This is a genomic window from Bacillus sp. FSL K6-3154, assembly GCF_040869395.1.
In the GTDB taxonomy this organism is placed as follows: Bacteria; Bacillota; Bacilli; order Bacillales; family Bacillaceae; genus Bacillus; species Bacillus safensis.
In genome coordinates this window covers 3,071,891-3,094,937 of sequence record NZ_CP152033.1, presented here as the reverse complement: position 1 = coordinate 3,094,937, position 23,047 = coordinate 3,071,891, and the positions used below count along the sequence as shown (strand labels likewise).

The following is a 23,047-nucleotide window of genomic DNA, read 5'->3' as shown; positions in this document are numbered from 1 at the left end:
ACATAAAAATAAAAGAATATTGAGGAGAATTATGCACAACCATCATTTTCTGATTGACTACAACCTGAAAGAATTAACGGAGCATTCCACGACAGCATGGCCTATTGCTCTTTATCATACGAAGATTCGCCATCATAGAAGCGGCTTTATTCCTCTTCACTGGCATGACGAGTTTCAATTTGTCTTTATTTTAGAGGGTGAGGCTGAATTTCATATCAATGAAGAGACATTATATGTAAAGCAAGGAGATGGCATTTTCATCAATAGTGGCTGCCTGCACATGGCAAAAGATGCGAATGGGACGGCATGTACTTATGTTTGTTTAAATGTCTCTCCCTACTTCATCACAGCGAATGAATTATTCACCACTTTTGTCCATCCTTATATGCATGCGAGCCAGACAGCTTATATTTTACTCAACCAAAAAGATCACTGGCCTAAACATATTTATCAATGTATTCAAACCATTCAACAATTAATTGATGAAACTCCAGTCTATTATGAACTTGAACTCAATATTCAGCTCATCACCATTTGGAAAAGCTTATTACAAAATGGCTTCCAAATGAAACATGATGCGCGTAAACACGATAAAAACGAACGGATGAAACACATGCTGAATTGGATTCATCAGCATTATCATGAAAAGATCCTTCTCCAAGATATTGCTCGTGCAGGACAGCTTAGCCGGTCAGAATGCTGCAGATCCTTCAAAGACATTTTAAAGAAATCACCTATGCATTATGTAAATGAATATAGAATTCAGCAAAGCCTCATCCTGCTTCAAGAAACGGATCTCACTATCACAGAAATCGCTTACCAAGTAGGCTTCAACAGCACAAGCTATTTTATCAATTTGTTTAAAAGAATAAAAAATACGACACCTTTAGCATATAGAAAATTAAAACAGCTGGATCTTCTCCAGATAAAACAGGTAGAGGAAAACTGATGGCAGATAGCTTGTTTGCTAAAATGTAGAAGGTGATTTAGACCCATTATGAATGGCAATTGTAAATACAAGCGATGAGAATGGCTTAATTTTCAATGCCCTCGACGAATGCAGATTAGGGCATTTTTTATTGCTGTTTTTGTTCTATTAGTTTCTTGAAAATCACAAATTGATATACTCCAAATAATACGGTTAGGATCATAATTGCTGTAAATAATTGATCGACTGGAAGCAAGAAATATACGACAATAAAAGATAAAAGCAAAACAAAATAACCTATATTGAACGCTTTTTTGAATGTCATGATATTACCTCCTTTTTACAATCATATCACGTTTTAACTAACCGTATAACCAAGTTTCTCCAGTTAAAGCCCCTATCCATTTATGGACAAAAGCTTTACTTGTTTTAACACTTTTCGAGACTGTTCCTCTGCCATCTCCTTTATGCTGTCAATCTGTTATCGATAACCGTAATCTAAAAAATTTACCGTTCACAGTTTACGACTTACTCATGCGACTATACTGATAAGCAAAAGAATACCAGTCAAATTCGTAGCTGATCGTCTTGGGAACAACCCTCAAATGATTAATGATATATATAGCCATACCTTTGAAGAATTAGGCTATGAATTTATAATTTGGGGGATGTTTTTGGGGGGATTCTAAAACACAAAATTTTCAACCCTCCCTAATCCCTTTATACCAAAGGTTTTCTTTTTACAATAACTCTATTTGCAATTTACTAATAAAAACGTATAATTTATACTAAGCACAGGAAGACGAAAGACAAAGGAGAGAAAAAATGGACGATTATGCTCATACTAAAGACATAGAACCTACAGCAGAAAACATCGCAAAAGCCATTTATACTGTTAACCGCCATGCTAAAACCGCACCAAACCCCAAGTTTCTTTATCTTTTGAAAAAACGCGCGCTGCAAAAACTATTGCAAGAAGGTAAAGGAAGAAAAGTGGGCCTACATTTCTCTAACAATCCCAAGTATAGTCAACAACAGTCCGACGTGCTGATTGAAATTGGAGATTATTATTTTCACCTGCCACCAACGAAAGAAGACTTCGAATTTTTGCCACACTTAGGAAATTTAAATCAATCATATCGCAATCCGAAAGCGAATATGTCATTAAACCGAGCAAAGCAAATACTTCAAACGTATGTCGGTTTAAAAGAAAAACCTGCCGCCACAAAACAAAAATCACATTACACAAAGCCCGTCTTCAAACGTCTCGGGGAAAGTTATTTTTAAACAGAAAAAACCACTCATACCGAGTGGTTTTTTAGTTTAGATAATAAAATGATCGACTTTTTCAATCAGCTGATGAATTTCTGGTTTACTGATTTGATCATCTGCCCCGATCGTTTCCCCTTTATGACGCAAATCTTCAGTGATTAACGAAGAGAAAATAAGAATCGGAATGGAATTTGTTAAAGGATTGTCCTTCAGCAGTTTTGTTAGCCGGTGGCCATCCATTTTAGGCATTTCAATATCCGTAATAATCATATCAATTTCTTCTGTGACACTGATTCCTTTGCTGACAAGGTCCATGACATGATCATATGCCTGTTTGCCATCTTCAAAGGTCACAATGTTTTTATAGCCTGCTTCGGTTAATTCATTTGTTAATAAACGCATGAGAAGCGGAGAATCTTCAACGACATACAGTTTCTTCCCTGTTCTTCTCTCGTCTTTCTCACCGTCAAACATATGATACGTATCAACACCAGAAGCGGATTCAATATCATAAATGATTTTTTCGTAATCTGGAAGGAAAATCATTTTTTCATCAAGCTTAATGATGCCCGTTAAATGACGGTCCATCCCTTGATTGAGTGCAGTCGGCTTCTCAATCTCTTCCCAGCTGACGCGGTGAATTTGTGATACCGTTCCTGTATGGAACACAAATTTCCGTTGGTTGAATTCAGTCACAATATATTTCTCTTGTTCTGACTGATCTGACTCGACATTAAAAAAGGAAAATAGATTGATGACTGGTAAAATCTCGCCTCGTAAACTAATCATCCCTTCTACATCTTGGTGAGAGTGCGGTACAACCGTCACCTCAACCGGCTGAATGATTTCTCTTACTTTCATGACGTTAATGCCGAATTGATTTGCACCAATTTCAAACTTCACAATTTCCAATTCATTGGTACCAGAGTCAAGTAAAATTTCTTGTTTGTTTAAAGCCACGGAAATCCCTCTATTCTTCAATATAAGATTGTACTTTTTATATCGGCAGCATAGGTAAAAAGTTGACGTTTCTTTACGCTTTCTCTCGAACGAATTGATGAATCACAAGTCCTATCGCTGCAAGGATGAGCAAAGACCCTAGTGCAAGGCGGCTTGCGAGATTTCCGTGCTCTGCAAACAGCAGGGTAACTGAGCCATAAATGATCGGCCCGATAATGGAAGATACCTTCCCTGAGAATGCAAAGAGGCCAAAAAACTGTCCCCTTTTTTCCTTCGGTGTCAGTTCAATAATCAAGATTCGTGATGCCCCCCAGCTTGCGCCAAGTGAAATCCCGAATAAACTGCCCGCTATCCAGAAGACCCATTCGGTTGCCGCTGTCACAGCCAGAATGAGCGCCACAATTAAAATGACATACACGACTGTAATCGATCGCTTTGCCCCTATCGCTTTTGTGATATATCCAAACAGAAAGGAGCCAATGATACTTGAAATGGTCGACACAAGATAGAGCAAAATAAATTGCCCAGCGGTAAAGCCAATGATGATTTTGGCATAAACAGCCATCATCGCAATCGCTGTTTGTAAAGCATCATTCATAAAAAAGAAAGCAATCATAAAGATAAAAGCTGGCTTGTACTTTTTCATCTCTTTAAACGTGTGAATAATCTCTTTATACCCGCTGAAAAAAGACGCCTTTTTCTCTCGCTGAGGCAGCGGATGAGGATCTTTTACAAAAAAGAGAAAGGGTAGAAAAAAGAGAAGGAATAAAAGAGCTGTCGGAATAAATGCTTCATGAAACTGGTCATTGCCGACAAGTAAATAAACAGAGAGACCGACAAGTGTTCCTAAATAGCCAACGGCGATACCAAATCCTGAAATAAGCGGGATTTCTTCCTTTGTCCCAAGATCGGGCAAAATGGTGTCATAGAAAACAAGACTAGAATGATAAAAAAACTTTGCGATCACAAACAAGGTGACCACGACTAATAAAGAAACAGGCAGCCCAAACCATTCACTTGAGAAATCAATCCCAGCAAAAATCCCCATCATCAACGTACAGGCAATACATATGAACGTAAACACCGTAATGTAGCGTTTCTTTTTTCCTGTACGATCAATCAGCACTCCGTATAAAGGTGTAAAAATGACGAGAAAAAAGCTGGCTAGTGCGTTTGCATAAGAAATAAAGGTGCTGGCGATCTGGTCCATTCTCGCACTGTCCCCGATCGTTTCCTGCAAGTAAAACGGGAAGAAAATGGTGATCATATTTGATGAAAAGATCGTATTTGCAAAATCATACAACGCCCAGGCCAGCACAGGTGCTGTCAAAAACAGCCCAAAGCCTGCCCCTTTTTTCTGTGCGGTCTTTTTTCCTGTTCTCAATCGATTGTCTCCCTTCCCTGCCTCATTTTTCACTATCATTCTATTTTATGTGCTGTTTCCCTCATCCATACAAGCGATCTATGAAAAAAAGCACCTCTTACCATATAGCAGAGGTGCTTTTTTCATTATTTCTTCACAACAATGGTACTTGCAATCAAATCGTGAAGTGCTTGTTTTTTTTCTGTGAAGAAAGCAATGATATAGCCAATATATAAGATCGGAGACAAAAAGCCTTTTGCAAAGAAGCGGCCAGTTGCACGGCCAAATGTGACCTTTTCGCCTGTGACTTTTGTTACTTTGATGCCGAGAGCCATCTTTCCAAGTGTTCCTTGCAATTTTGATGATTCCATGATGGCGTAATAAAGCCATGTCACCACGGTACCCATCAAGATTGCCCCTATATAGAAAAAGATCAGTCCCATAATAGCTTCCCACTCCTCATCCGTTATGACGGTTGAAGAATAGTAATAACTGTCGTCATCCATCATCATTGCTGCTTCTGGGCTTGAGATAAAAAAGACTGACGCCAAAATAAACATGATAAATGCAATTGGTACACCGATAATGATACCGTCCAAAAGGTGTGCAAGAAAACGATAGCCTACACCTGCTAGCTCAGGATGCTTCTTTTCTTGAATGTGTGGTTCTGTTATGTTGGTTTCCATCCTATTTCTCCTTTATTATGTATGTTTTCTATAAATTCCTTATAATCATTCGTTATTATATCCTATGAATATAGCAAGATCAATGGAGCTTTACACTTTTACATACATTTTAGATCAGTTTGATCTAAGCGATTTATGTGAATAAATACTGAAAATTTGTGAAAAACATGGCACTTCTAGTTCTTTTACCTCCTGATTTTTTAACATTTTGTGATATTTTCGTCTTGTTTCCATTCTTCTGTTGACAATGATTCTTCAAATGGTACAATAGTCAAGGATTTTTTAAAGAAAGGTGTTCATGATGGGAACTGTCGTATTATTAAAGAACAACGAAATGACTGTAATTGAAGATATTTGCGAGGCTGACTTTTTAGATATGAAGCATGGTTTGTCAAATGATGACACAGCTTATATCTCTTGGTATGAAGACTACGATACTGCTTATGGATATTGATTTCATTTCATAGATGAAGCGTAAAAAAAGGCGATACAACCTGAGAATAGGTTGATCGCCTTTTTTACGTTTGTGCGCTTCTTTCACTTTCAGGTTCCACATGAATAAAGATTTGTGCATGCGGAAATTCCAGCTGAATCTTCTCTTCAATTCGATCACATAATTGGTGAACATCTTCAATCGTTGTCTTTCCATCTACAATCAAATGAAAATCAATATATTCCTCGGCACCAGACCGCCTTGTTCGAAAGTCATGATATTCAATAAATTCTTGACTAAATCCTTGAATGATCGCTTCGATTGATTGTTCTTCCTCTGGTGTTAACCGAGCATCAACAAGCGGCGGGAAGGCTTCCTTCATGAGTTTAAACGCTTCACGCATAATAAAGAGGGCCAGAACCATTCCAATGATCGGATCTAGGAAATACCAGTCGGTTAATGCCACAAGCAATAAACTAAATGCCACCCCTAATGACGTAAACACATCCGTTAAAAGATGCAGTGCATTTGATTTCATGGCAACTGAATGTACTCGCTCAGCCTCTTTGTTCACAATCCTAGATACAACAAAATTGATGAGAGCGCCTAGCAGCATGACCACAATGCCAAGCACAGGCAGCTTGACTGGCTCTGGATGCATTAATTTGTGAACACATTCGTATATAATCCAAATGCCAGCAACGAAAATCAGCAGTGTCTCAATCGTTCCAGAAATATTTTCGACTTTTCCATGTCCATAAGGATGTTTAGAATCTGCTGGCTTTCTTGAAATACGAACAGAAATAAATGCAATAAACGACGCCATTAAATCGAGAAACGAATGAATGGCTTCTGATAAAACCGCGACAGATCCGGTTAATAAACCCACAATGATTTTTAAGATGACAACAAATGTGTTGCTCAGCACGGATAGAAACGCGATTTTCGATGTCTTCGCTGATTGTTCCATCTATCGTCCTCCTTTAGGAGATCGTATGTCTATGAAAGCAATTCCCATGACCCTGATTCTCACGTTCTTTCAGTTTACGCAGTTTTGCCGTTTTCTAATCATCTTCATCACAGCCTGTATTTTCTCTTGAGGTTACGCTATAATAAATGTTGCTCTTTCTTTAATATATCACTCATGCGGTGATGGATAGGAGAATAGACTACATATAACGATATCCAGTGCCTTTCGCAGGTGACATTTATGCAGTGAATGGTAAAATAGGATAAAAACATAAATTTTTAAGGTGATGAGAAATGGAGCATTTGCTGAATCCAAGAGTAAAGGATATTGAAATTTCAGGCATTCGAACATTTTCAAATCTCGTATCGTCATATGAAGATGTCGTTTCATTGACGATAGGCCAGCCCGATTTTTATACGCCGCATCATGTCAAAACAGCTGCCAAAGCAGCCATTGACGAGAATTTCACCTCATACACTCACAATGCTGGTTTCCTAGAGCTAAGACAAGCGATCCAGCATTATATCAAGAAGAAAGTGAATCTTGATTATGATGCAGAGTCAGAAATCATTGTGACAACAGGTGCAAGTCAAGCAATCGATGCTGCGTTTCGAACCATTTTAACAGAAGGCGATGAGGTCATTTTACCTGGACCTGTATACCCCGGATATGAACCGATCATTCGAATGTGCGGTGCCATGCCCGTACATATTGACACAACGAATGCCGGCTTTAAATTGAATGCCAAGCTGATTGAGGATGCGCTAACGGAAAAGACAAAGTGTGTGGTTCTTCCTTACCCTTCAAACCCGACTGGTGTCACGCTTTCAGAAGAAGAATTGAAAGAAATTGCCCAGCTCCTTGAAGGAAAAGACATCTTTATTTTATCCGATGAAATCTACAGCGAGCTGACATTTGACCGGCCGCATCATTCAATTGCCTCTTTCTTAAAAGAACAGACCATTGTCATCAATGGACTGTCTAAATCTCATAGCATGACTGGATGGAGAATTGGATTTTTATTTGCTTCAGCTCCAATTGCTAAACATGTATTAAAAGTACATCAATATAACGTGTCTTGTGCCTCGGCTGTCTCACAAAAGGCGGCACTTGAAGCTGTGACAAATGGTGTGGATGATGCACTGATCATGAGAGAGCAATATAAGAAAAGACTCGATTATGTATATGATCGGCTCATTTCTATGGGGCTTCCGGTGATTAAACCTTCTGGCGCTTTTTATATTTTTCCATCCATTGAATCGTTTGGGATGAGTTCCTTTGATTTTTGCATGGAGCTGTTAGAAAGTACAAGACTTGCGGTCGTACCAGGCTCTGCTTTCTCTCCACTCGGCGAAGGGTATGTGCGCCTGTCTTACGCTTATTCACTTGAAACGCTGAAAGAAGGACTTGACCGGCTAGAACAATTTGTACTCGAAAAACGTTCCATTCATTCGCTAGATTGAAACAACGGCTCTCTTGCCGTTGTTTTTATTTTGCAGGAAACATGATGTGAAATACGGTGCCCTTTTCAGGCTGACTATCCACACGGATCGTCCCGTTATGATTTTCTAAAATATTAAATGTGACCATGAGGCCAAGTCCTGTTCCTTTTTCCTTTGTGGTTAAAAAGGGCTCTCCAATCCGCTTCATCACCGATTCAGGAATGCCGATCCCTTCATCACGAATCGTGACAAGTATTCCATCATCTTCTGCTTTGGCTGTGATGTCTACCTTTCCTCCGTCCGGCATGGATTCTACGGCATTTTTGATTAAATTGATAAACACTTGCTTGAGCTGATTTTGATCCCCGTTCATCAGGAGACCCTCCTCTATCTCACTTGTGTTCATTAAAATGCCATTTAAGTTCGCTTGTGTTTCTAACAAGGCTGTGACTTCGCTGATGATTTTTTTCAAATCCAGCGTCTGCATTGAGGACGTTTGCTGCGGTTTCGCCAGCATTAGCAGCTCACTCAAGATAATTTCTATTCGGCTCAGCTCAGAGAAAACAATCTCGAAGTATTGATCGCGATCTTTTGTTTTCGGTTTAATAAGCTGTAAAAAGCCTTTGATGGCGGTCAATGGGTTTCTGATTTCATGTGCAATGCCAGCCGCCAATTGGCCTGCAATCGATAATTTTTCAGAGCGGAGCATGAGCTCTTCTGTCTGCTTACGTTCGGAGATATCTCTTAAAATAATTTGAACCGCTGTTTCTCCAAAAAATGTAGTTGGGATACAGACCATTTCTGTATAAATCAGCTTATGTTTAAACGTATGACAGCTCATTGTGACAATCTCAGAATCTGATGCTCTTTCAATAATACGTGATAAACTCTTTTTGACCTTTTGCTGATCACAGGAATGAATTTGATGAAAGATATCCTTTCCTATTAATTTATCGTAATGCTCTGCTTCAAATAATTTAATGCCAGATTCATTCATAAACACCCACTTGTGATCATGGATGACCGCAATCGTATCAATGGAGTTTTGAATGAGCAGCTGATACCTCTCCCGGCTTTTTTGAAGAACGGTTTGAAATTTTTTACGGGATGAGATGTCCACGAGCAGTAAAAGCTCTGCCCGCTGATTTTGATAAATCGTCGGTGATGACTTTACCTCAATATGAATACTGCTCCCATCTTGACGCTTCCATATCTGTTCAATCATTCCGACTGGAAGTCCTTGCTGCAGCCTTGTTATTCGGCTTCTGACAATGTCATGGTACTCTTCAGCAATAAAATCAAACGCGGACTTGCCGATCATGTCATCTCTTGCACTTACCCCCATTAATTGCAGCATTGCATCATTCGCATACACAATTTTCCCTAAAGTCGTAATACATAACGGATTTGGCAGCATGGCAATCAATTGTTCAGCTTCACCGACATTTTGGAAAGCCGGCAGACTGCCTAACGACTGTTCTGCTACGTTTGATGTTGTTTGAAATGCTGCTTTTTGGGGCTCAGTATCCAGCACCCTCATTTTCAGGATCATTTCTCTACTTACTTCGTTGTCTAACCCATCACAAGCAACAAAATCAATGCTTGCTTCGATCCATACAGCTGTCAGATCACTTCTTAGCAGTCTAAAGTGGCAAACCTCTAGCATGTGCTGATTGTAAAAATAACTTTCGACGAGAAATTGATCTTCGGTATGAACAAAGTCTTTCAAAAAACACCCTAGTAAATCCTTTTGTTCATAGAGCAAAAGCTGCTTACAGTTGGAAGAAATGTAGAGAAAGCGGCCATTAGAAGAAAGAACGGCATGTAAATCGATGTTCGAATACAATTGATTCGAATCTTTCATTTGTTGTTCCATCGTCGTCCGACCCTCCTTTTCATTTTTTAGGGTTGTCCTTAGATTGATGTATAAAAAAGATTCGCTAGAAAACCCGTATTTTCCTTCTGTCATCGAGGGAAACGTCCATATTTTCAGCAAAAAGGGAGCACTTTCTGCTGCTGTGCTCCCTGCGGTTTATTGTTTTTCATATTTCTTTTGTAATTCAACGTACTTATCCACAATTTTACTTGGGATGTTTTTAATAACAGGATCCTTATCTGAGACATAAGGTGTCACGACACTAAACGCCACCTTTGGATTAGAAGAAGGATAATATCCTCCAAAGGTTAAGTTGTACGTTGAATTTCCCCACCAGCTGCGGTTGGCACCATAGTAGAACGTTTGCGCTGTACCTGTTTTTCCCGCGACATCATGCTGACCAAACCGGCCAGCGGCAGTTCCGCCTGTTGATGTGACCATTTTCAGTCCCGTTTTTACGCGGTCAATATCTGCTTTCGAGTTGTTAATCGTATTCAGCACCTTCGGCTCATATTTTTTTACGACTGGGCCTACTTCATCCTTCTTCGTTGGAAGATGAACACTTTTCACTACTCTTGGCTGAATACGGCTTCCTCCATTGGCGATCGTTGACATGTATTGTGCCACTTGAAGCGGTGTATACGTGTCATACTGACCAATTGCTTCATCAAGCAAGAGTCCGCCGACCGTCTTAGGATGCGTCTGCATCCCGCTTGATTCCTGCGGCAGATCGATCCCCGTTTTCACGCCAAGACCGAATTGCGCATAGTAGTTTCTCATTTTTTGTAAGTGCTCAGGCCTTGCAGGTAACGGTCCATCCTTTTGATAGGTGATGCCCGCCATTCTCATCGCTACTTGGAACATGTAGACGTTGGAACTTTTTTGGAGTGCTTGAATGTCGTTAACCCATCCAAGAACTTTGTAAGACTGTTTCGGCTTTCCATTACTCCCTGCAAAATAGAGCGGTGTATCCATATAGGCTTGGTTGTGTGACATCCCGTCCTGATAACCGCCAAGTACTGTGGCTCCTTTGACAACAGAGCCCATTTCGTACTGGGTCGTAAATGTTCCGATCGCATAATCTGTGACGTCTCTGCCGTCCATTTTCTTGCCTGACATGGCGAGAACATCCCCTGTGTGAGGGTCCATCATGACGACAAAGGCACGATCCATCATATAGTTTCTCGCGCTGGCGGATCTAAGCTCTGATTCAACGATTTTGTCGACTTCCTTTTGCAGCTCCATATCAAATGTCAGCGCAAGATCAAGTCCTCTTCGTCCTTCTGTCCGCTTGATTTCATCGAGCAGCTTCCCGCCAACCTGTGTATATTGAACGGTCGCTTTCTCTGGGTTTAGAAAATCCTCGTATTGATATTCTAAATAGCTCTTCCCTACCCGGTCATTTCGCGAGTAGCCTCTTGCCATATAGTAATCTTCACGCTCTTTAATGATTCCTTGCTCTGGTGTAGTCACACCGCCAAGTACATTATAAAGGGTCTTTTCATACGGATATTTTCTTGTCCAGTCGTTGATGACGTTCACACCAGGCAGTTCATCAAGATGCTCTGAGACAAGTGAAATTTCTTCATATGTCAGGCTTACGGATGAAGTTTGTTTTGATTCTTTCGTTTCATCGAGTAAAGCCACTTTTTCGTTCCCTTTTTTCTCTTCGTTTGGGTTCATTGCCTTCACGATTTGGGGCTCAAAGGCATATCCGCCTGTAAATCTACGGTAGATCGCTGCAACAGCTTTTTCCTCTGCATCCTTTTCGATCGCTTTGACTTCTTTCTTTGGGACACGCTCTACTTGAAGCGGATAGACATCCTTTGCATCGATATCTTTTTTCTCCGCTTTTGAAATGAGTTTATCCGCTTCTTTCGGATGGCTCGCCAGCCAAAAATCTCGAATGTCACGCTCTCTCAAAAAATCAGTATCCATTTTTATATAAGTCGCAAGTTTTCTTGCTACCTTAATCTTATCCTTCGCTTTCACACCGCTTTCTGATGTATAAACGATGGCAGGTACACTTTCGTTATCAACGACGACTCTTCCTCTCGCGTCATACATTTTTCCTCTTGGAGACGGGTATGATGCTGTTTTGACCTCTGTTCGGTTGGCTTGCTTTTTATAATCTTCACCATTGACGATTTGCAGCACACCAAGCTTGATCACAAGTCCAGCAAATAAACTAAATACAGCGAAGAAAAAGAGATTAATTCTCCAGGCGTTCCGGCGCTTGATTTTTTTTTGCTCGGCAGCACCTTGATGCTGTTTCTCTCCCACTTATGTAGCTCCTCTCATCCTTTTCAATCTTTTACAATTACCACTCATTATTGTAACACTTTTGTAATAGTTGTTACAGCGAAACGAGTGAAAAAAAGCTGTCAATCCCTAATCTGCAAAAAAATATACTAACACTTTAAAATATTGGTATGTTTATGTCGTTTTCTTTAAATGGAAGAATTCCCTATCCTTTGATATGAAGCGCCTCTTACGATGACTTTAACAAAAATGACAAACTTGCATTGTCAATGGAGGATGCTGGTACGTTTATAACAAAAAGTCCATGGTATGATTTTTTGTGAGAAAACAAAACAAAGATTTTAGGAGGAGTTACAATATGAAGAAGAAATCATTCTTTTTTTCAGCGCTGACAGCTGCTGCACTCATCACGTTCACTGGAGGACATTCAGCTGATGCGAAGGAGCTTAACCTGAAACAAGTAATAAATGTACAGCATCAAGCCATTGATCTTCATACACTAGCAGCAAAATTACATATCTCTTCAGATGTAAACAAGCTAAGCAAGTCGAATCAAAAAGAGATCGAAGCTCTATTAAACAAACTGATCAAAAGCGGTCAACCTGTTACAGGAACAAAAGTAGTAAAAGAAGTAAACAAAGCAAAACAAGAACAAAAACAAGAATCAGTGAAAAAACCAACTGCTTCTAAACCAAGCACTCCAGCAAAAGAAAATACAAACAACAACAGCAACACAAAAGCTGACCAAAAAGACACAACCGCATCAAAAGCAGACAGCAGCTTAAATGCATTTGAAAAAGAAGTGGTTGAACTTACAAATAAAGAGCGTGCAAAACAAGGCTTAAAGGCCCTTTCTGTTGATTCTAAATTAAGCAAATCTGCTCGCGCAAAATCTCAAGATATGAAAGATAAAAACTATTTCTCTCATACAAGCCCAACTTATGGATCTCCATTTGATCAAATGAAGCAATTCGGTATCACTTACAAATCAGCAGGTGAAAACATTGCCCAAGGTCAAAAATCTCCTCAAGAAGTTGTGACAGCATGGATGAACAGTGAAGGCCACAGAGCGAACATTTTAAACAAAAGCTACACACATATCGGTGTTGGTTATGTGAAATCTGGCAACTACTGGACGCAGCAATTCATCGGAAAATAATATCAAAAAAACCTGTCCCTATTTGGGACAGGTTTTTAGTTTGTTTTGAGAGTGCTGCAAACTATTTGACCCATAATTTATAGATGCTCTGGGTACCGCTGTTTTCTTCGCCCTGTTCGCTCAGCTTTTCATAAAGGGACTTCGCAAGTGAGAGCCCTGGCATTTCTTCCCCCATCAGCTCTGCTTCTTCAAGTGCAATGCCCATATCTTTGATAAAATGCTTCACATAAAACCCTGGCTCGAAATCGCCTTTCAGCATTCTTGGTGCAAGGTTTGACAAAGACCAGCTGCCGGCTGCACCTGTTGTGATGCTTTTGAGCACCTGCTCTGGATCAAGCCCTGATTTTTCGGCATAGGCCATTGCCTCTGCGACACCGACCATTCCTGCTGCAATGGCAATTTGGTTACACATTTTTGTATGCTGACCGCTTCCTGCCGGTCCTTGATATTGAATGTTTTCACCCATTTGCTCAAATAGCGGCAGACAGGCTTCATAGGCTGACCTTTCTCCGCCGATCATAATGGCCAGCGTGCCATTTTGGGCTCCTATGTCTCCGCCTGATACAGGTGCATCTAATGTAAATATACCTCTTTCCTTCGCTTTCAACTCAATTTCTTTTGCAAGCTGAGGCTTCGATGTTGTCATATCAATGAGATATGTACCTGGCGCAGCATGTGCCACAAGCCCATCTTCACCTAAATAGATCTCTTCTACATCAGATGGATATCCCACCATTGTAATGACGGCATCTGCACTTTCTGCAATCTCCTTTACTGCCGGCTTCCATGATGCGCCTTTTTGAATCAATGCGTCTGCTTTTGCTTTCGTTCTTGTATAAACGATCACTTCATAGCCTGCATCCATTAAATGTCCTGCCATACTGCGACCCATTACACCGATTCCTATAAAACCAACTGTTTTGATTTTTGCCATCACTTGTTCCTCCTTAAAGAGACTTTGTCAATCCACCATCAATGATCAGTGTTTGACCTGTCATATATGTATTGGCTTCTGATAAAAGAAACACTGCATATGCTGCAAATTCCTCTGGCTGGCCGTAACGGCCAAGCGGGATCGCTCGTTCAGCCTGTGCTTTGATTTCTTCAACCGTTCGATTCTCTCTTTGTGCGCGGTGCTTTTCCAGCTGTTTCACACGGTCTGTTTCAATTTTTCCCGGTGCTAACGTATTGATCAAAATACCATCCTTTGCAAACTCCAGAGCGGCTGTTTTTGTCCAGCCGGCTATGGCCGGTCTAAATGTATTCGACAGCATCAAGCCCGGGATCGGTTCTTTCACTGACATTGACGCAATATTTAACACACGTGCGCCGCGTTTTTTCAAATAAGGCAATGCCTCTTTTAATAATCGAATATAGCTGAGTAAATGAAGCTGAAATGATTCGATCCAATCTTCATCTGTTAAGGTGTCGAGCGTTCCTGTTTTAGGCCCGCCTGTATTGTTCACAAGAATGTCTAGACACTTCTCATCACCAGCCGCCGCTTGAACAAGCGCCTTGATTTGCCCGGCGTCAGATACATCACATACTTGATAAGTCAGCTGTCCTTTGACAAGCGGAGACAGCTCGTTGACTGTTTCTTTCAGCTTCTGTTCATGTCTTCCCGAGAGCATCACATCTGCTCCCTCTTTTGCTAGAGCAAAGGCAATCGCTTTTCCGATACCTTGACTGCTTGCAGCTACCAATGCTTTTTTTCCAGTTAGATTGACATCCATGTCAACACCTCCTCTAGTTTATTTTATCATACAAAAAGAACCTTGCTCACATCACAAGGTTCCTTTCCGCTCATTACACCTTAAATCGGTCAACCGCCTGACGCAGTGCCTGGCTTGATTCGTTCAGCATTTCAGTTGAGGTTTTCGTTCTTTCTAACACTTGAACTTGTTCATCTGTAGACGCATGCACTTCCTCAGCTGAGGCAGCAGATTCTTCTGAAATGGCAGCAATACTTTGAATGGAGTCACTCATCTTCTGCTGTTCTTCTGTCATTTCATTAATCTGTGTATGAATGCTGTCGATTGAACCGACAAGTGCCTGCATTTCCATTGTGATGCTGCTGAGTGCCTCACCGGTTGCATTGATGGCGGCACCTTGTTCCTCATTCATTTTACTTGCTGTTGTCATCGCTTCAGCCGCCTTCTTCGATTCATCTTGAATGAGTTTGACGGTTTCACTAATGTGTTTTGTTGACTGCGCAGATTGTTCAGCAAGCTTTCTCACTTCTTCTGCAACTACAGCAAACCCTCGTCCACTTTCTCCTGCTCTCGCTGCTTCAATGCTTGCATTTAGTGCAAGTAAATTCGTTTGATCCGAGATTTCAGAGATGGCGGTCACGACATTTTCAATATTTTTCGTTTTATGCTCAAGGTCTAGCAGCATTTGCTCAACCTTTTTCGATTCTTCACTCGCTTGTGTTGATTTTTGGACGAGCAAACCAAGTGCGTCAAGCCCTTTATAGCTTGCATCTTCAGATGATTTTGAGTTGGTTTGCATTTGCGTGGCAAGCTCACCCATATGGCGCACTTTCTCATACAAATACTCTGATTTTTCATTAATCGTTTCTGCATCTGATGCCTGCTTAGTCGCTCCTGTTGCCACCTCTTGAATGGCCGTTGCAATCTGTTCGCTAGACAGCAAAGTCTCATTTGAAATGTGGGTCACTTCATCCGCTGATTTCACAACTTGATCTGAAGCCCCTTTCACTTTTTCAATTAACTCCCTGATATCCTCGGTCATTTGATTAATGCTTTTCGTGAGGGAACCAATTTCATCTTGGGATTTCACTGCAAGCGTACTTGTTAAATCGCCTTCTGACACCTTACGCACATGCTCTATTAGACGCTTGATTGGCGTTGTAATGCTTCTTGCCAATAAGAAGCTGAGGATCATCGCAAGAATAATGGCAATGACGGAAATAATGATGCTTGTCTGATTCATTTGTTCTGTGATCCAAAGCAGTTTCTTTTTCTCAAAGCTGACACCAATCGTCCAATCAGCTTCTTTGATTTTAGATATGACCGTCAGTTCTTTTCTGTCATCAATACCTGAATTGTCGATCGCTTTTTTCACAGAAGCTACTTTTGATATGTTTTTTCCTTGCTCTGTTGGATGTGCTAAAATGGTTCCTTTGCCGTCAACTAAGAAAGCGGTACCCATATAAGGAATCTTTTGTTCCTTTATATAAGATTGAATGGAGGATAATTTCAAATCAAGTCCAGCGACCCCAACGACCTTTCCGTTTCTGACAATCGCCTTTGTGGCTGAGACGACCATTTCATTTGTTGCTTTATCGATATATGGATCAGTCCAAATGACTTCGTCAGGCTTTTCAGCTGATTGGATAAACCAATCTCGTTTAGATGGGTCATACCCTTCACCAAAATCGGACTCTGGGAAGGCGAACATTTTGCCGTCACTTGTTCCAATATAGGCAAGTGAAATAAGTTCATCCTGCTCCTGCAAGCCTTTTAGTTCATCGTTTTCGAAGACTAATGTTTGTTTTGTTTGTTTTTGCGCAAAATCTTCAGTAAGTGTACTAGTTGCCAGTTTATTAATTGTATCACTGTAATTATCAAGCTTTTGTGCAATGATGTCTCTCATGCTCTCTGCCGTTGCTGCTGTGGTGGTTTTTGCATCTCGTTCAATAAGTGGTGTTAATACTATGTTAGAACCCACTTGAACGGCCACGACGGTTAAAATTAAAATAACTGAGATGAAAACAGCTATTCTCACTTGAAGTTTCTTAAACATCTCATCACCCCTACATCTACTTTCACACCTTAATTTATATATCGGCAAAATGATACCGCATTCAATAGTTGTAAGAAAATTTAAATAGAAAAAACAAGCCGTATAGGCTTGTTTCAAGTAAAATATTCAATTTTTGCAGAAGGAAAGTACTGATCTATATATGACTCTAAAGTCTTTCTTAGTTCTTGTTCCTCATCTTTTTGATAGATATATTTTCCTATTCCGTATCTTCCCCACTTGTATCTTCTTTTTTCTTCGTCCAACTCTAATTTTGATTTTGGGTAGTTTTTTTGAATCACACGCTTTGCTGGTTTTGTAAAGCGATGCTGAATCATCTCAAAGGTGATATCGTCTCTCACATCTTCAGGAAGAGCTGCATCAAGCTTTTCAAAAAGAACTTTATATCCTTCCTGCCAGCCTTCATGGATATAGATTGGAGCAACAATAAAGCCTAGAGGATAGCCTGCCTTTGCGACCTTAACAGCCGCTTCAATCCGCTGATCTAGCGGTGATGTTCCGGGCTCAAAATATTTAATGACATAATCGGCATTGATACTAAAACGGAATCTTGTCCGGCCATTATGCTTTGCGTCTAACAGATGATCAACATGATGGAACTTCGTGACAAAGCGAAGCTTTCCTAAGTCGGTCTGCCCAAAGTATTCAATCGCTCGTTTGAGTGTATGTGTCAAATGGTCAATTCCTACGATGTCTGAAGTACATGATGCTTCAAATCTCGTGATATCCGGCGCCCGCTCGTTCATGTATTGCTCTGCCTGATCTAATATTTCTTCTACATTGACGTACGTTCGAATGTACGGCTTACTTCCCATTGTTGTTTGCAAATAGCAATAATGACAATGTCCCATACACCCTGTTGCAAATGGGATTGCATACTCTGCAGATGGTTTAGACGAGTCAAACTTCAATGTCTTCCTCACACCAATAACAAGCGTTGACTTCGCATTACGATACTTTTGCAAGTCATTTTTTCCCGGAATATTTCTGACCTGGTTGTGTGAAGTCGTTTCTCTTATTTCGATTCCCATACCCTCAAACTTTTCCTTCAGCTCTCGTCCTAACGGGTACTCTAACGCCCGGGGTTCAATGTAAACAAGCTGGGGAACGAAAGGTTTGATCATATTAAGCACATCCTTACCTTTAAGGTTTTCATACCGTTACTTTAACCGCACAGGATGGCTTTTATCCTTTCTAAAATCTCCCTTATTCAAACAAGTCTTGATAAAGAGCTTCTGCTTCTTCATATGTTGGAAACACAGCATCATCAGGTGCTAGTGGATGATACGTTTCAAGTAAAAAGAGGGCAAGCTCTTCTTCGTTGTATGGATGTGAAACAATTTCTGCTTCTTTAATTTGTGCTACGTTTGCAGCATGTGGATTTCGATAAATCACATATACTTGATCACCCGGTTTGTAGTCTGAGAAAGGCAATCTGGTCACCTCCATTTTTTAATTATAGGGTGCCCTTCTCACTGCCCAATATGACTCATTATGATAAAATTCGACAAAAAAACCAGACAGTCTCACCTGTCTGGTTTTCATTCACTTAGTTCTGTTGAAACGTCTTCTTGACGAAATCAACCACTTCTTCTGTTGTGCTAAGTGATAAAATATGCTCTTTAAATGATGCAGCTTCTTCTTTAGAAAGCTTGCTTAGCTGCGTTCTAGCTGGAAGAATGGATGTTGCACTCATTGAGAATTCATCTAATCCTAATCCAAGTAGAAGTGGGATTGCGATTTCATCTCCTGCCATCTCTCCGCACATACCGACCCATTTACCCTCTTTATGCGCTGCTTCGATCACAAGCGTAATAAGACGTAAAATCGCTGGGTTGTAAGGCTGATAAAGGTAAGACACTCGTTCGTTCATTCGATCAGCAGCCATTGTGTATTGAATCAAATCATTCGTTCCAATACTGAAGAAATCTACTTCTTTTGCAAATTGGTCTGCGATGACAGCTGTTGATGGAATTTCTACCATCATTCCGATTTCAATGGAATCAGAAACGTCTGTACCAGCGGCAACCAATGCTTCTTTTTCTTCAAGTAAAATGGCTTTTGCTTCTCTAAATTCTGATAACGTCGCGATCATAGGGAACATGATTTTCAAGTTTCCATATGTACTTGCACGAAGTAAGGCGCGTAGTTGTGTTCTGAAAATCTCCTGCTCTTCCAGGCAAAGGCGAATGGCTCTATAGCCAAGGAACGGGTTCATTTCTTTTGGAAGCTGCAAGTAAGGAAGTTCTTTATCGCCACCAATATCTAGTGTGCGGACAACCACTGCTTTCCCTTCCATCTTCTCTAAAACTGTTTTATAGGCATCAAACTGCTCTTCTTCTGTAGGAAGCTGGTCTCTGCCCATGTATAAAAATTCAGTACGGTACAATCCGACTGCTTCGCCGCCATTTTCAAGTACACCTTTTACATCTTCAGGTGTTCCGATATTTGCAGCTAGCTCTACGTGAACGCCGTCTTTTGTAACCGTTGGCTGGTCAACAAGTTTCGCCCATTCCGCTTTTTGAGCTAAGTAGTCTTCATGCTTTTTTTGATACGCTTTCACTTCATCTTCAGAAGGCTGAATGATGACGTCGCCGCTAATACCATCCACAATGATCAGATCATCGTTTTTCACCGTTTTTGTTGCTTCTTTTGTCCCAACAACTGCTGGAATCTCCATAGATCTTGCCATGATCGCTGAGTGAGAAGTACGACCGCCGATATCTGTTGCAAAGCCTTTGACAAATTGTCTGTTCAGCTGAGCAGTATCAGAAGGTGTTAAATCTTCAGCAATGATGATGACTTCTTCAGAAATCATGCTTGGGTTTGGAATGTCAACGCCTAGCAAATGGCCAGTCACACGTTTCGTTACGTCGCGAATATCCGCTGCACGTTCCTTCATGTATTCATTGTCCATTGCTTCGAACATTGTGACAAACATTGTCGCTGTTTCTTTTAAAGCAAACTCAGCATTTACTTTATCAGATTTGATTTTATCCTTTACTGGGTTTAGCAGTTCAGGATCACTTAACACAAGAAGGTGGGCAGAAAAGATATCTGCTTTGTCTTGGCCAAGCTCTTTTAGCGCATGCTCTTTAATTGCTTCAAGTTCTTGTTTAGAAACATGAATTGCTTCTTCAAAACGCTTCACTTCTGTCTCTGGATCATTGATGTCTTTTTGGTGAACTGTTAAATCTGGTTCTTCCAGACGATACGCTTTTGCAATCGCAACGCCTGCTGAAGCACCGATTCCTTTCAGTTGTTGCATTACTCGCCTAGGCCTTCACTTTTCATTGTGTCTTTAAGCGCAGCAAGTGCATCATTTTCATCAGAACCAGAAGCAGAGATTGTGATTGTAGCACCTTTCGCAATTCCTAGAGACATTACACCCATAATAGATTTCAGGTTCACTGTTTTACCATTATATTCTAAGTTGATATCAGCATCATATTTACTAGCAGTTTGTACAAGAACTGTTGCAGGACGTGCGTGAATTCCAGAATCTGCAGTTACTTTGAATGTTTGTTGAGCCATTTTTATCAATCTCCTTTTTATACAATTAATACATCCACAATATTATATCATACTGCCGAGCTTGTCATCTAACAAGAACGGCAGTTATGAAAATTATTTTGAAATTTTCATGATGTTTTCTTGTCCAGCTTTGATTTCACCGGATGCTTGAAGGTCAATAAATTGTCCTTCACTTAAGTTGGTAAATACAATTGGAGTCATCAAAGATGGTACTTCAGACTTAATTTTATCAATATCAACCTCTAAAAGTTTTTGACCGATTTCTACTTGATCTCCCTCTTGTACAAATGCTTCAAACCCTTCTCCTTTGAGGCCGACCGTATCAATTCCGAAGTGGATCAAAATTTCAAGTCCACCATCAGACTGCAGGCCAATGGCGTGTTTCGTCGGGAACACATTTAAGATCTTCCCTCTTACCGGTGAAACAACCGTTCCATCTGTTGGCAAGATGGCGAAACCGTCACCCATCATTTTCCCTGAGAATACTTGATCTGGTACATCTGTAATTGGATGAAGCTCCCCTGTAATTGGTGAAGCAAAAATTTCTTCCCCTTGCTCATTTTGAAGCGGTTTTGCAATAACTTCTTCAACCTGCTGGCTGACTTCTTCTTTTGCAGAAGGGTCTTTCGCTGGACGAGGCGTGCGGCCTGCAATGATGTCCTGCATTTGTGTTTTTAAGTTATCAGAGCGAGGGCCGAAAATGGCCTGAATGTTGTTCCCTACTTCGAGAACACCAGAAGCGCCAAGCTTTTTCAAACGGTCTTTATCCACTTTCTTCTGATCATTCACAGTGACACGTAAACGCGTGATACAAGCATCCAGGTGCTTAATGTTTTCTTGGTCACCCATTGCTTCAAGGATTTCATAAGGCAAGTCATTACCTTTTTCAGACTTCGCCTCACTTGCTCCATCTGCTGCTTCATCCTCGCGGCCTGGTGTTTTCAGATTAAATTTGCGAATAGCGAATCTAAATCCGAAGTAGTAAATGACAGCAAGTACGAGACCTACTGGAATGACGAGCCACCAAGCGGTTCTATTTGGCAGGATACCAAATAGGAAGAAGTCGATTAACCCTCCTGAGAAGGTCATCCCGATTTTCACGTTTAGAATATCCATTATCATAAAGGATAATCCAGCGAATACACAGTGAATCGCAAATAATACTGGTGCAACAAACAAGAATGAGAATTCAAGCGGTTCAGTGATCCCTGTAAGGAAAGAAGTAAGGGCCGCTGATCCCATAATTCCTGCTACTAGCTTTTTATTCTTTGGTTTTGCTTCATGGTAAATCGCAAGTGCTGCTGCTGGAAGACCGAACATCATGAACGGATATTTCCCTGTCATGAATGTACCAGCTGTCAGCTGTACACCATCTTTGATTTGCGCCATGAAAATACGCTGGTCACCACGGACAAGCTCTCCTGATAAGCTCTTGTAGCTAAAGAACTCATACCAGAATGGTGAGTAGAAAATGTGGTGCAGACCAAACGGAATTAATGATCGTTCAATGACACCGAATACAAAGGCAGCCAGCGGCTCATTCGCTGCGAGCAGTCCTGTTGAAAATGAGTTCAGTGCACCTTGGATTGGCGGCCAAATGACTAGCATCAATAGCCCTAAAATAAGTGCTGAAATAGAAGTAACGATTGGAACAAAACGCTTACCAGCAAAGAAGCCAAGATATTGCGGGAGCTCAATTTTGTAAAATTTATTATACATATAAGCTGCTAATACCCCGACGATAATCCCGCCAAAAACGCCGGTAGACAAGGTCGGTATGCCGAGCATATTAATATATGCTGGATGGCTTTCCTTGAAGAACTTAGCCAGTTTGAGTGAATCAGATGGAATGGATCCGTTAGCCATTAATACGGCACTCATCGTGACGTTCATGACAAGGTAACCGATGATAGCGGCAATCCCTGCCACTCCGTCTCCATTGGCAAGACCGATGGCAACCCCTACAGCAAATAATAGCGGAAGATTCGAGAAGACGATGTTCCCCGCATTCTCCATGACACTTGCAACAAGCTGAATTGTATCATTGCTTAAAAATTGAGCTACATCAATCAGCTGCGGATTTTGCATCGCATTCCCAAGTGCCAGTAAAATACCAGCAGCAGGAAGGATCGCAACTGGAAGCATGAGTGCTCGTCCAATTTTTTGCAACACACCAAAAAGTGATTTAAACACTGGTTGAACCTCCTTTTGTTTTCGCTTACAACATACATTTGGGATGCTCCCTGACGTACATTTCATAATTAACCGTTTACATTTCACTTTCAAACGCAAAAAAAGGCATGGTGATCTAAGGTTGCGCAAATAACAGGATCTTATCCTGTATTTACCTTAAGTCACTCATGCCTGATCGAATCA

The 23,047-nt window shown here is 40.7% G+C and carries 20 protein-coding genes; 5 read left to right on the top strand and 15 right to left on the bottom strand.

The annotated features are described in order from the left end of the window. Nucleotides 1–31 precede the first annotated feature (31 nt). The gene (locus MHH61_RS15980) at nt 32–949 is read left to right on the top strand and encodes an AraC family transcriptional regulator (RefSeq protein ID WP_125586294.1); all 918 of its coding nucleotides are present in this window, start codon (nt 32–34) and stop codon (nt 947–949) included. Between the two features lie 127 nt (nt 950–1,076). Here the strand turns inward: MHH61_RS15980 and MHH61_RS15975 are convergent, their stop codons facing one another. Then, the gene (locus tag MHH61_RS15975) at nt 1,077–1,253 is read right to left on the bottom strand and encodes a hypothetical protein (protein WP_164512161.1); all 177 of its coding nucleotides are present in this window, start codon (nt 1,251–1,253) and stop codon (nt 1,077–1,079) included. A gap of 500 nt (nt 1,254–1,753) precedes the next feature. On the opposite strand from MHH61_RS15975, the gene MHH61_RS15970 reads away from it, so the two are divergent. Further along, nucleotides 1,754–2,215, top strand: coding sequence for a YkyB family protein (locus MHH61_RS15970; protein WP_008356877.1), 462 nt, complete (start codon nt 1,754–1,756; stop codon nt 2,213–2,215). A gap of 36 nt (nt 2,216–2,251) precedes the next feature. Here the strand turns inward: MHH61_RS15970 and MHH61_RS15965 are convergent, their stop codons facing one another. The 3 genes from MHH61_RS15965 to MHH61_RS15955 form a co-directional block, all read right to left on the bottom strand. Further along, nucleotides 2,252–3,160, bottom strand: a complete 909-nt coding sequence (locus MHH61_RS15965; RefSeq protein WP_024424709.1) for a chemotaxis protein — start codon at nt 3,158–3,160, stop codon at nt 2,252–2,254. Nucleotides 3,161–3,233: 73 nt separating this feature from the next. Beyond that, entirely contained in the window at nt 3,234–4,544 is a 1,311-nt protein-coding gene (locus tag MHH61_RS15960; RefSeq protein ID WP_024424708.1) for an MFS transporter, read from the bottom strand. Nucleotides 4,545–4,669: 125 nt separating this feature from the next. Then, on the bottom strand, nt 4,670–5,209 hold the full coding sequence (locus MHH61_RS15955) for an RDD family protein (protein ID WP_024424707.1): 540 nt from the start codon (nt 5,207–5,209) through the stop codon (nt 4,670–4,672). Nucleotides 5,210–5,510: 301 nt separating this feature from the next. On the opposite strand from MHH61_RS15955, the gene MHH61_RS15950 reads away from it, so the two are divergent. Then, on the top strand, nt 5,511–5,663 hold the full coding sequence (locus MHH61_RS15950) for a hypothetical protein (protein WP_162842519.1): 153 nt from the start codon (nt 5,511–5,513) through the stop codon (nt 5,661–5,663). A gap of 64 nt (nt 5,664–5,727) precedes the next feature. Here MHH61_RS15950 and MHH61_RS15945 read toward each other — a convergent pair whose 3' ends face one another. Continuing rightward, entirely contained in the window at nt 5,728–6,612 is an 885-nt protein-coding gene (locus MHH61_RS15945) for a cation diffusion facilitator family transporter (protein WP_025092345.1), read from the bottom strand. A gap of 293 nt (nt 6,613–6,905) precedes the next feature. On the opposite strand from MHH61_RS15945, the gene MHH61_RS15940 reads away from it, so the two are divergent. Beyond that, nucleotides 6,906–8,075, top strand: a complete 1,170-nt coding sequence (locus MHH61_RS15940) for an aminotransferase A (RefSeq protein WP_024426854.1) — start codon at nt 6,906–6,908, stop codon at nt 8,073–8,075. Nucleotides 8,076–8,100: 25 nt separating this feature from the next. Here MHH61_RS15940 and MHH61_RS15935 read toward each other — a convergent pair whose 3' ends face one another. Continuing rightward, complete coding sequence (locus tag MHH61_RS15935) at nt 8,101–9,930, bottom strand: PAS domain-containing sensor histidine kinase (protein WP_024424704.1); 1,830 nt, start codon at nt 9,928–9,930, stop codon at nt 8,101–8,103. A gap of 156 nt (nt 9,931–10,086) precedes the next feature. Beyond that, nucleotides 10,087–12,213, bottom strand: a complete 2,127-nt coding sequence (locus MHH61_RS15930) for a penicillin-binding protein 2 (RefSeq protein ID WP_024426852.1) — start codon at nt 12,211–12,213, stop codon at nt 10,087–10,089. 337 nt (nt 12,214–12,550) lie between these two features. Between MHH61_RS15930 and MHH61_RS15925 the strand changes: the two genes are divergently transcribed. Next, the gene (locus MHH61_RS15925) at nt 12,551–13,351 is read left to right on the top strand and encodes a CAP domain-containing protein (protein ID WP_041108781.1); all 801 of its coding nucleotides are present in this window, start codon (nt 12,551–12,553) and stop codon (nt 13,349–13,351) included. A gap of 61 nt (nt 13,352–13,412) precedes the next feature. Here the strand turns inward: MHH61_RS15925 and MHH61_RS15920 are convergent, their stop codons facing one another. The 8 genes from MHH61_RS15920 to ptsG form a co-directional block, all read right to left on the bottom strand. After that, on the bottom strand, nt 13,413–14,285 hold the full coding sequence (locus tag MHH61_RS15920) for an NAD(P)-dependent oxidoreductase (RefSeq protein ID WP_125586295.1): 873 nt from the start codon (nt 14,283–14,285) through the stop codon (nt 13,413–13,415). Between the two features lie 13 nt (nt 14,286–14,298). Continuing rightward, the gene (locus MHH61_RS15915; protein ID WP_024424700.1) at nt 14,299–15,084 is read right to left on the bottom strand and encodes an SDR family oxidoreductase; all 786 of its coding nucleotides are present in this window, start codon (nt 15,082–15,084) and stop codon (nt 14,299–14,301) included. A gap of 73 nt (nt 15,085–15,157) precedes the next feature. Continuing rightward, nucleotides 15,158–17,119: a methyl-accepting chemotaxis protein gene (locus MHH61_RS15910; protein ID WP_125586297.1), complete on the bottom strand. Its 1,962-nt coding sequence runs from the start codon at nt 17,117–17,119 to the stop codon at nt 15,158–15,160. A 113-nt stretch (nt 17,120–17,232) separates the two neighbouring features. Then, a complete protein-coding gene (splB, locus tag MHH61_RS15905; protein ID WP_024424698.1) occupies nt 17,233–18,261 on the bottom strand; it encodes a spore photoproduct lyase in 1,029 nt (342 codons plus the stop codon). Between the two features lie 82 nt (nt 18,262–18,343). Further along, nucleotides 18,344–18,586, bottom strand: a complete 243-nt coding sequence (locus MHH61_RS15900) for a transcriptional regulator SplA domain-containing protein (RefSeq protein ID WP_044331928.1) — start codon at nt 18,584–18,586, stop codon at nt 18,344–18,346. Nucleotides 18,587–18,686: 100 nt separating this feature from the next. Next, a complete protein-coding gene (gene ptsP / locus MHH61_RS15895; RefSeq protein ID WP_024426847.1) occupies nt 18,687–20,405 on the bottom strand; it encodes a phosphoenolpyruvate--protein phosphotransferase in 1,719 nt (572 codons plus the stop codon). Beyond that, nucleotides 20,405–20,671 carry a phosphocarrier protein HPr gene (locus tag MHH61_RS15890; RefSeq protein ID WP_003211078.1) on the bottom strand — a complete coding sequence of 89 codons (267 nt, stop codon included), beginning with the start codon at nt 20,669–20,671 and terminating at the stop codon, nt 20,405–20,407. Before MHH61_RS15890 ends, ptsP begins: the two co-directional genes overlap by 1 nt. Before the next feature lie 93 nt (nt 20,672–20,764). After that, nucleotides 20,765–22,864, bottom strand: coding sequence for a glucose-specific PTS transporter subunit IIBC (gene ptsG, locus MHH61_RS15885; RefSeq protein WP_024426846.1), 2,100 nt, complete (start codon nt 22,862–22,864; stop codon nt 20,765–20,767). Nucleotides 22,865–23,047: the final 183 nt, after the last annotated feature.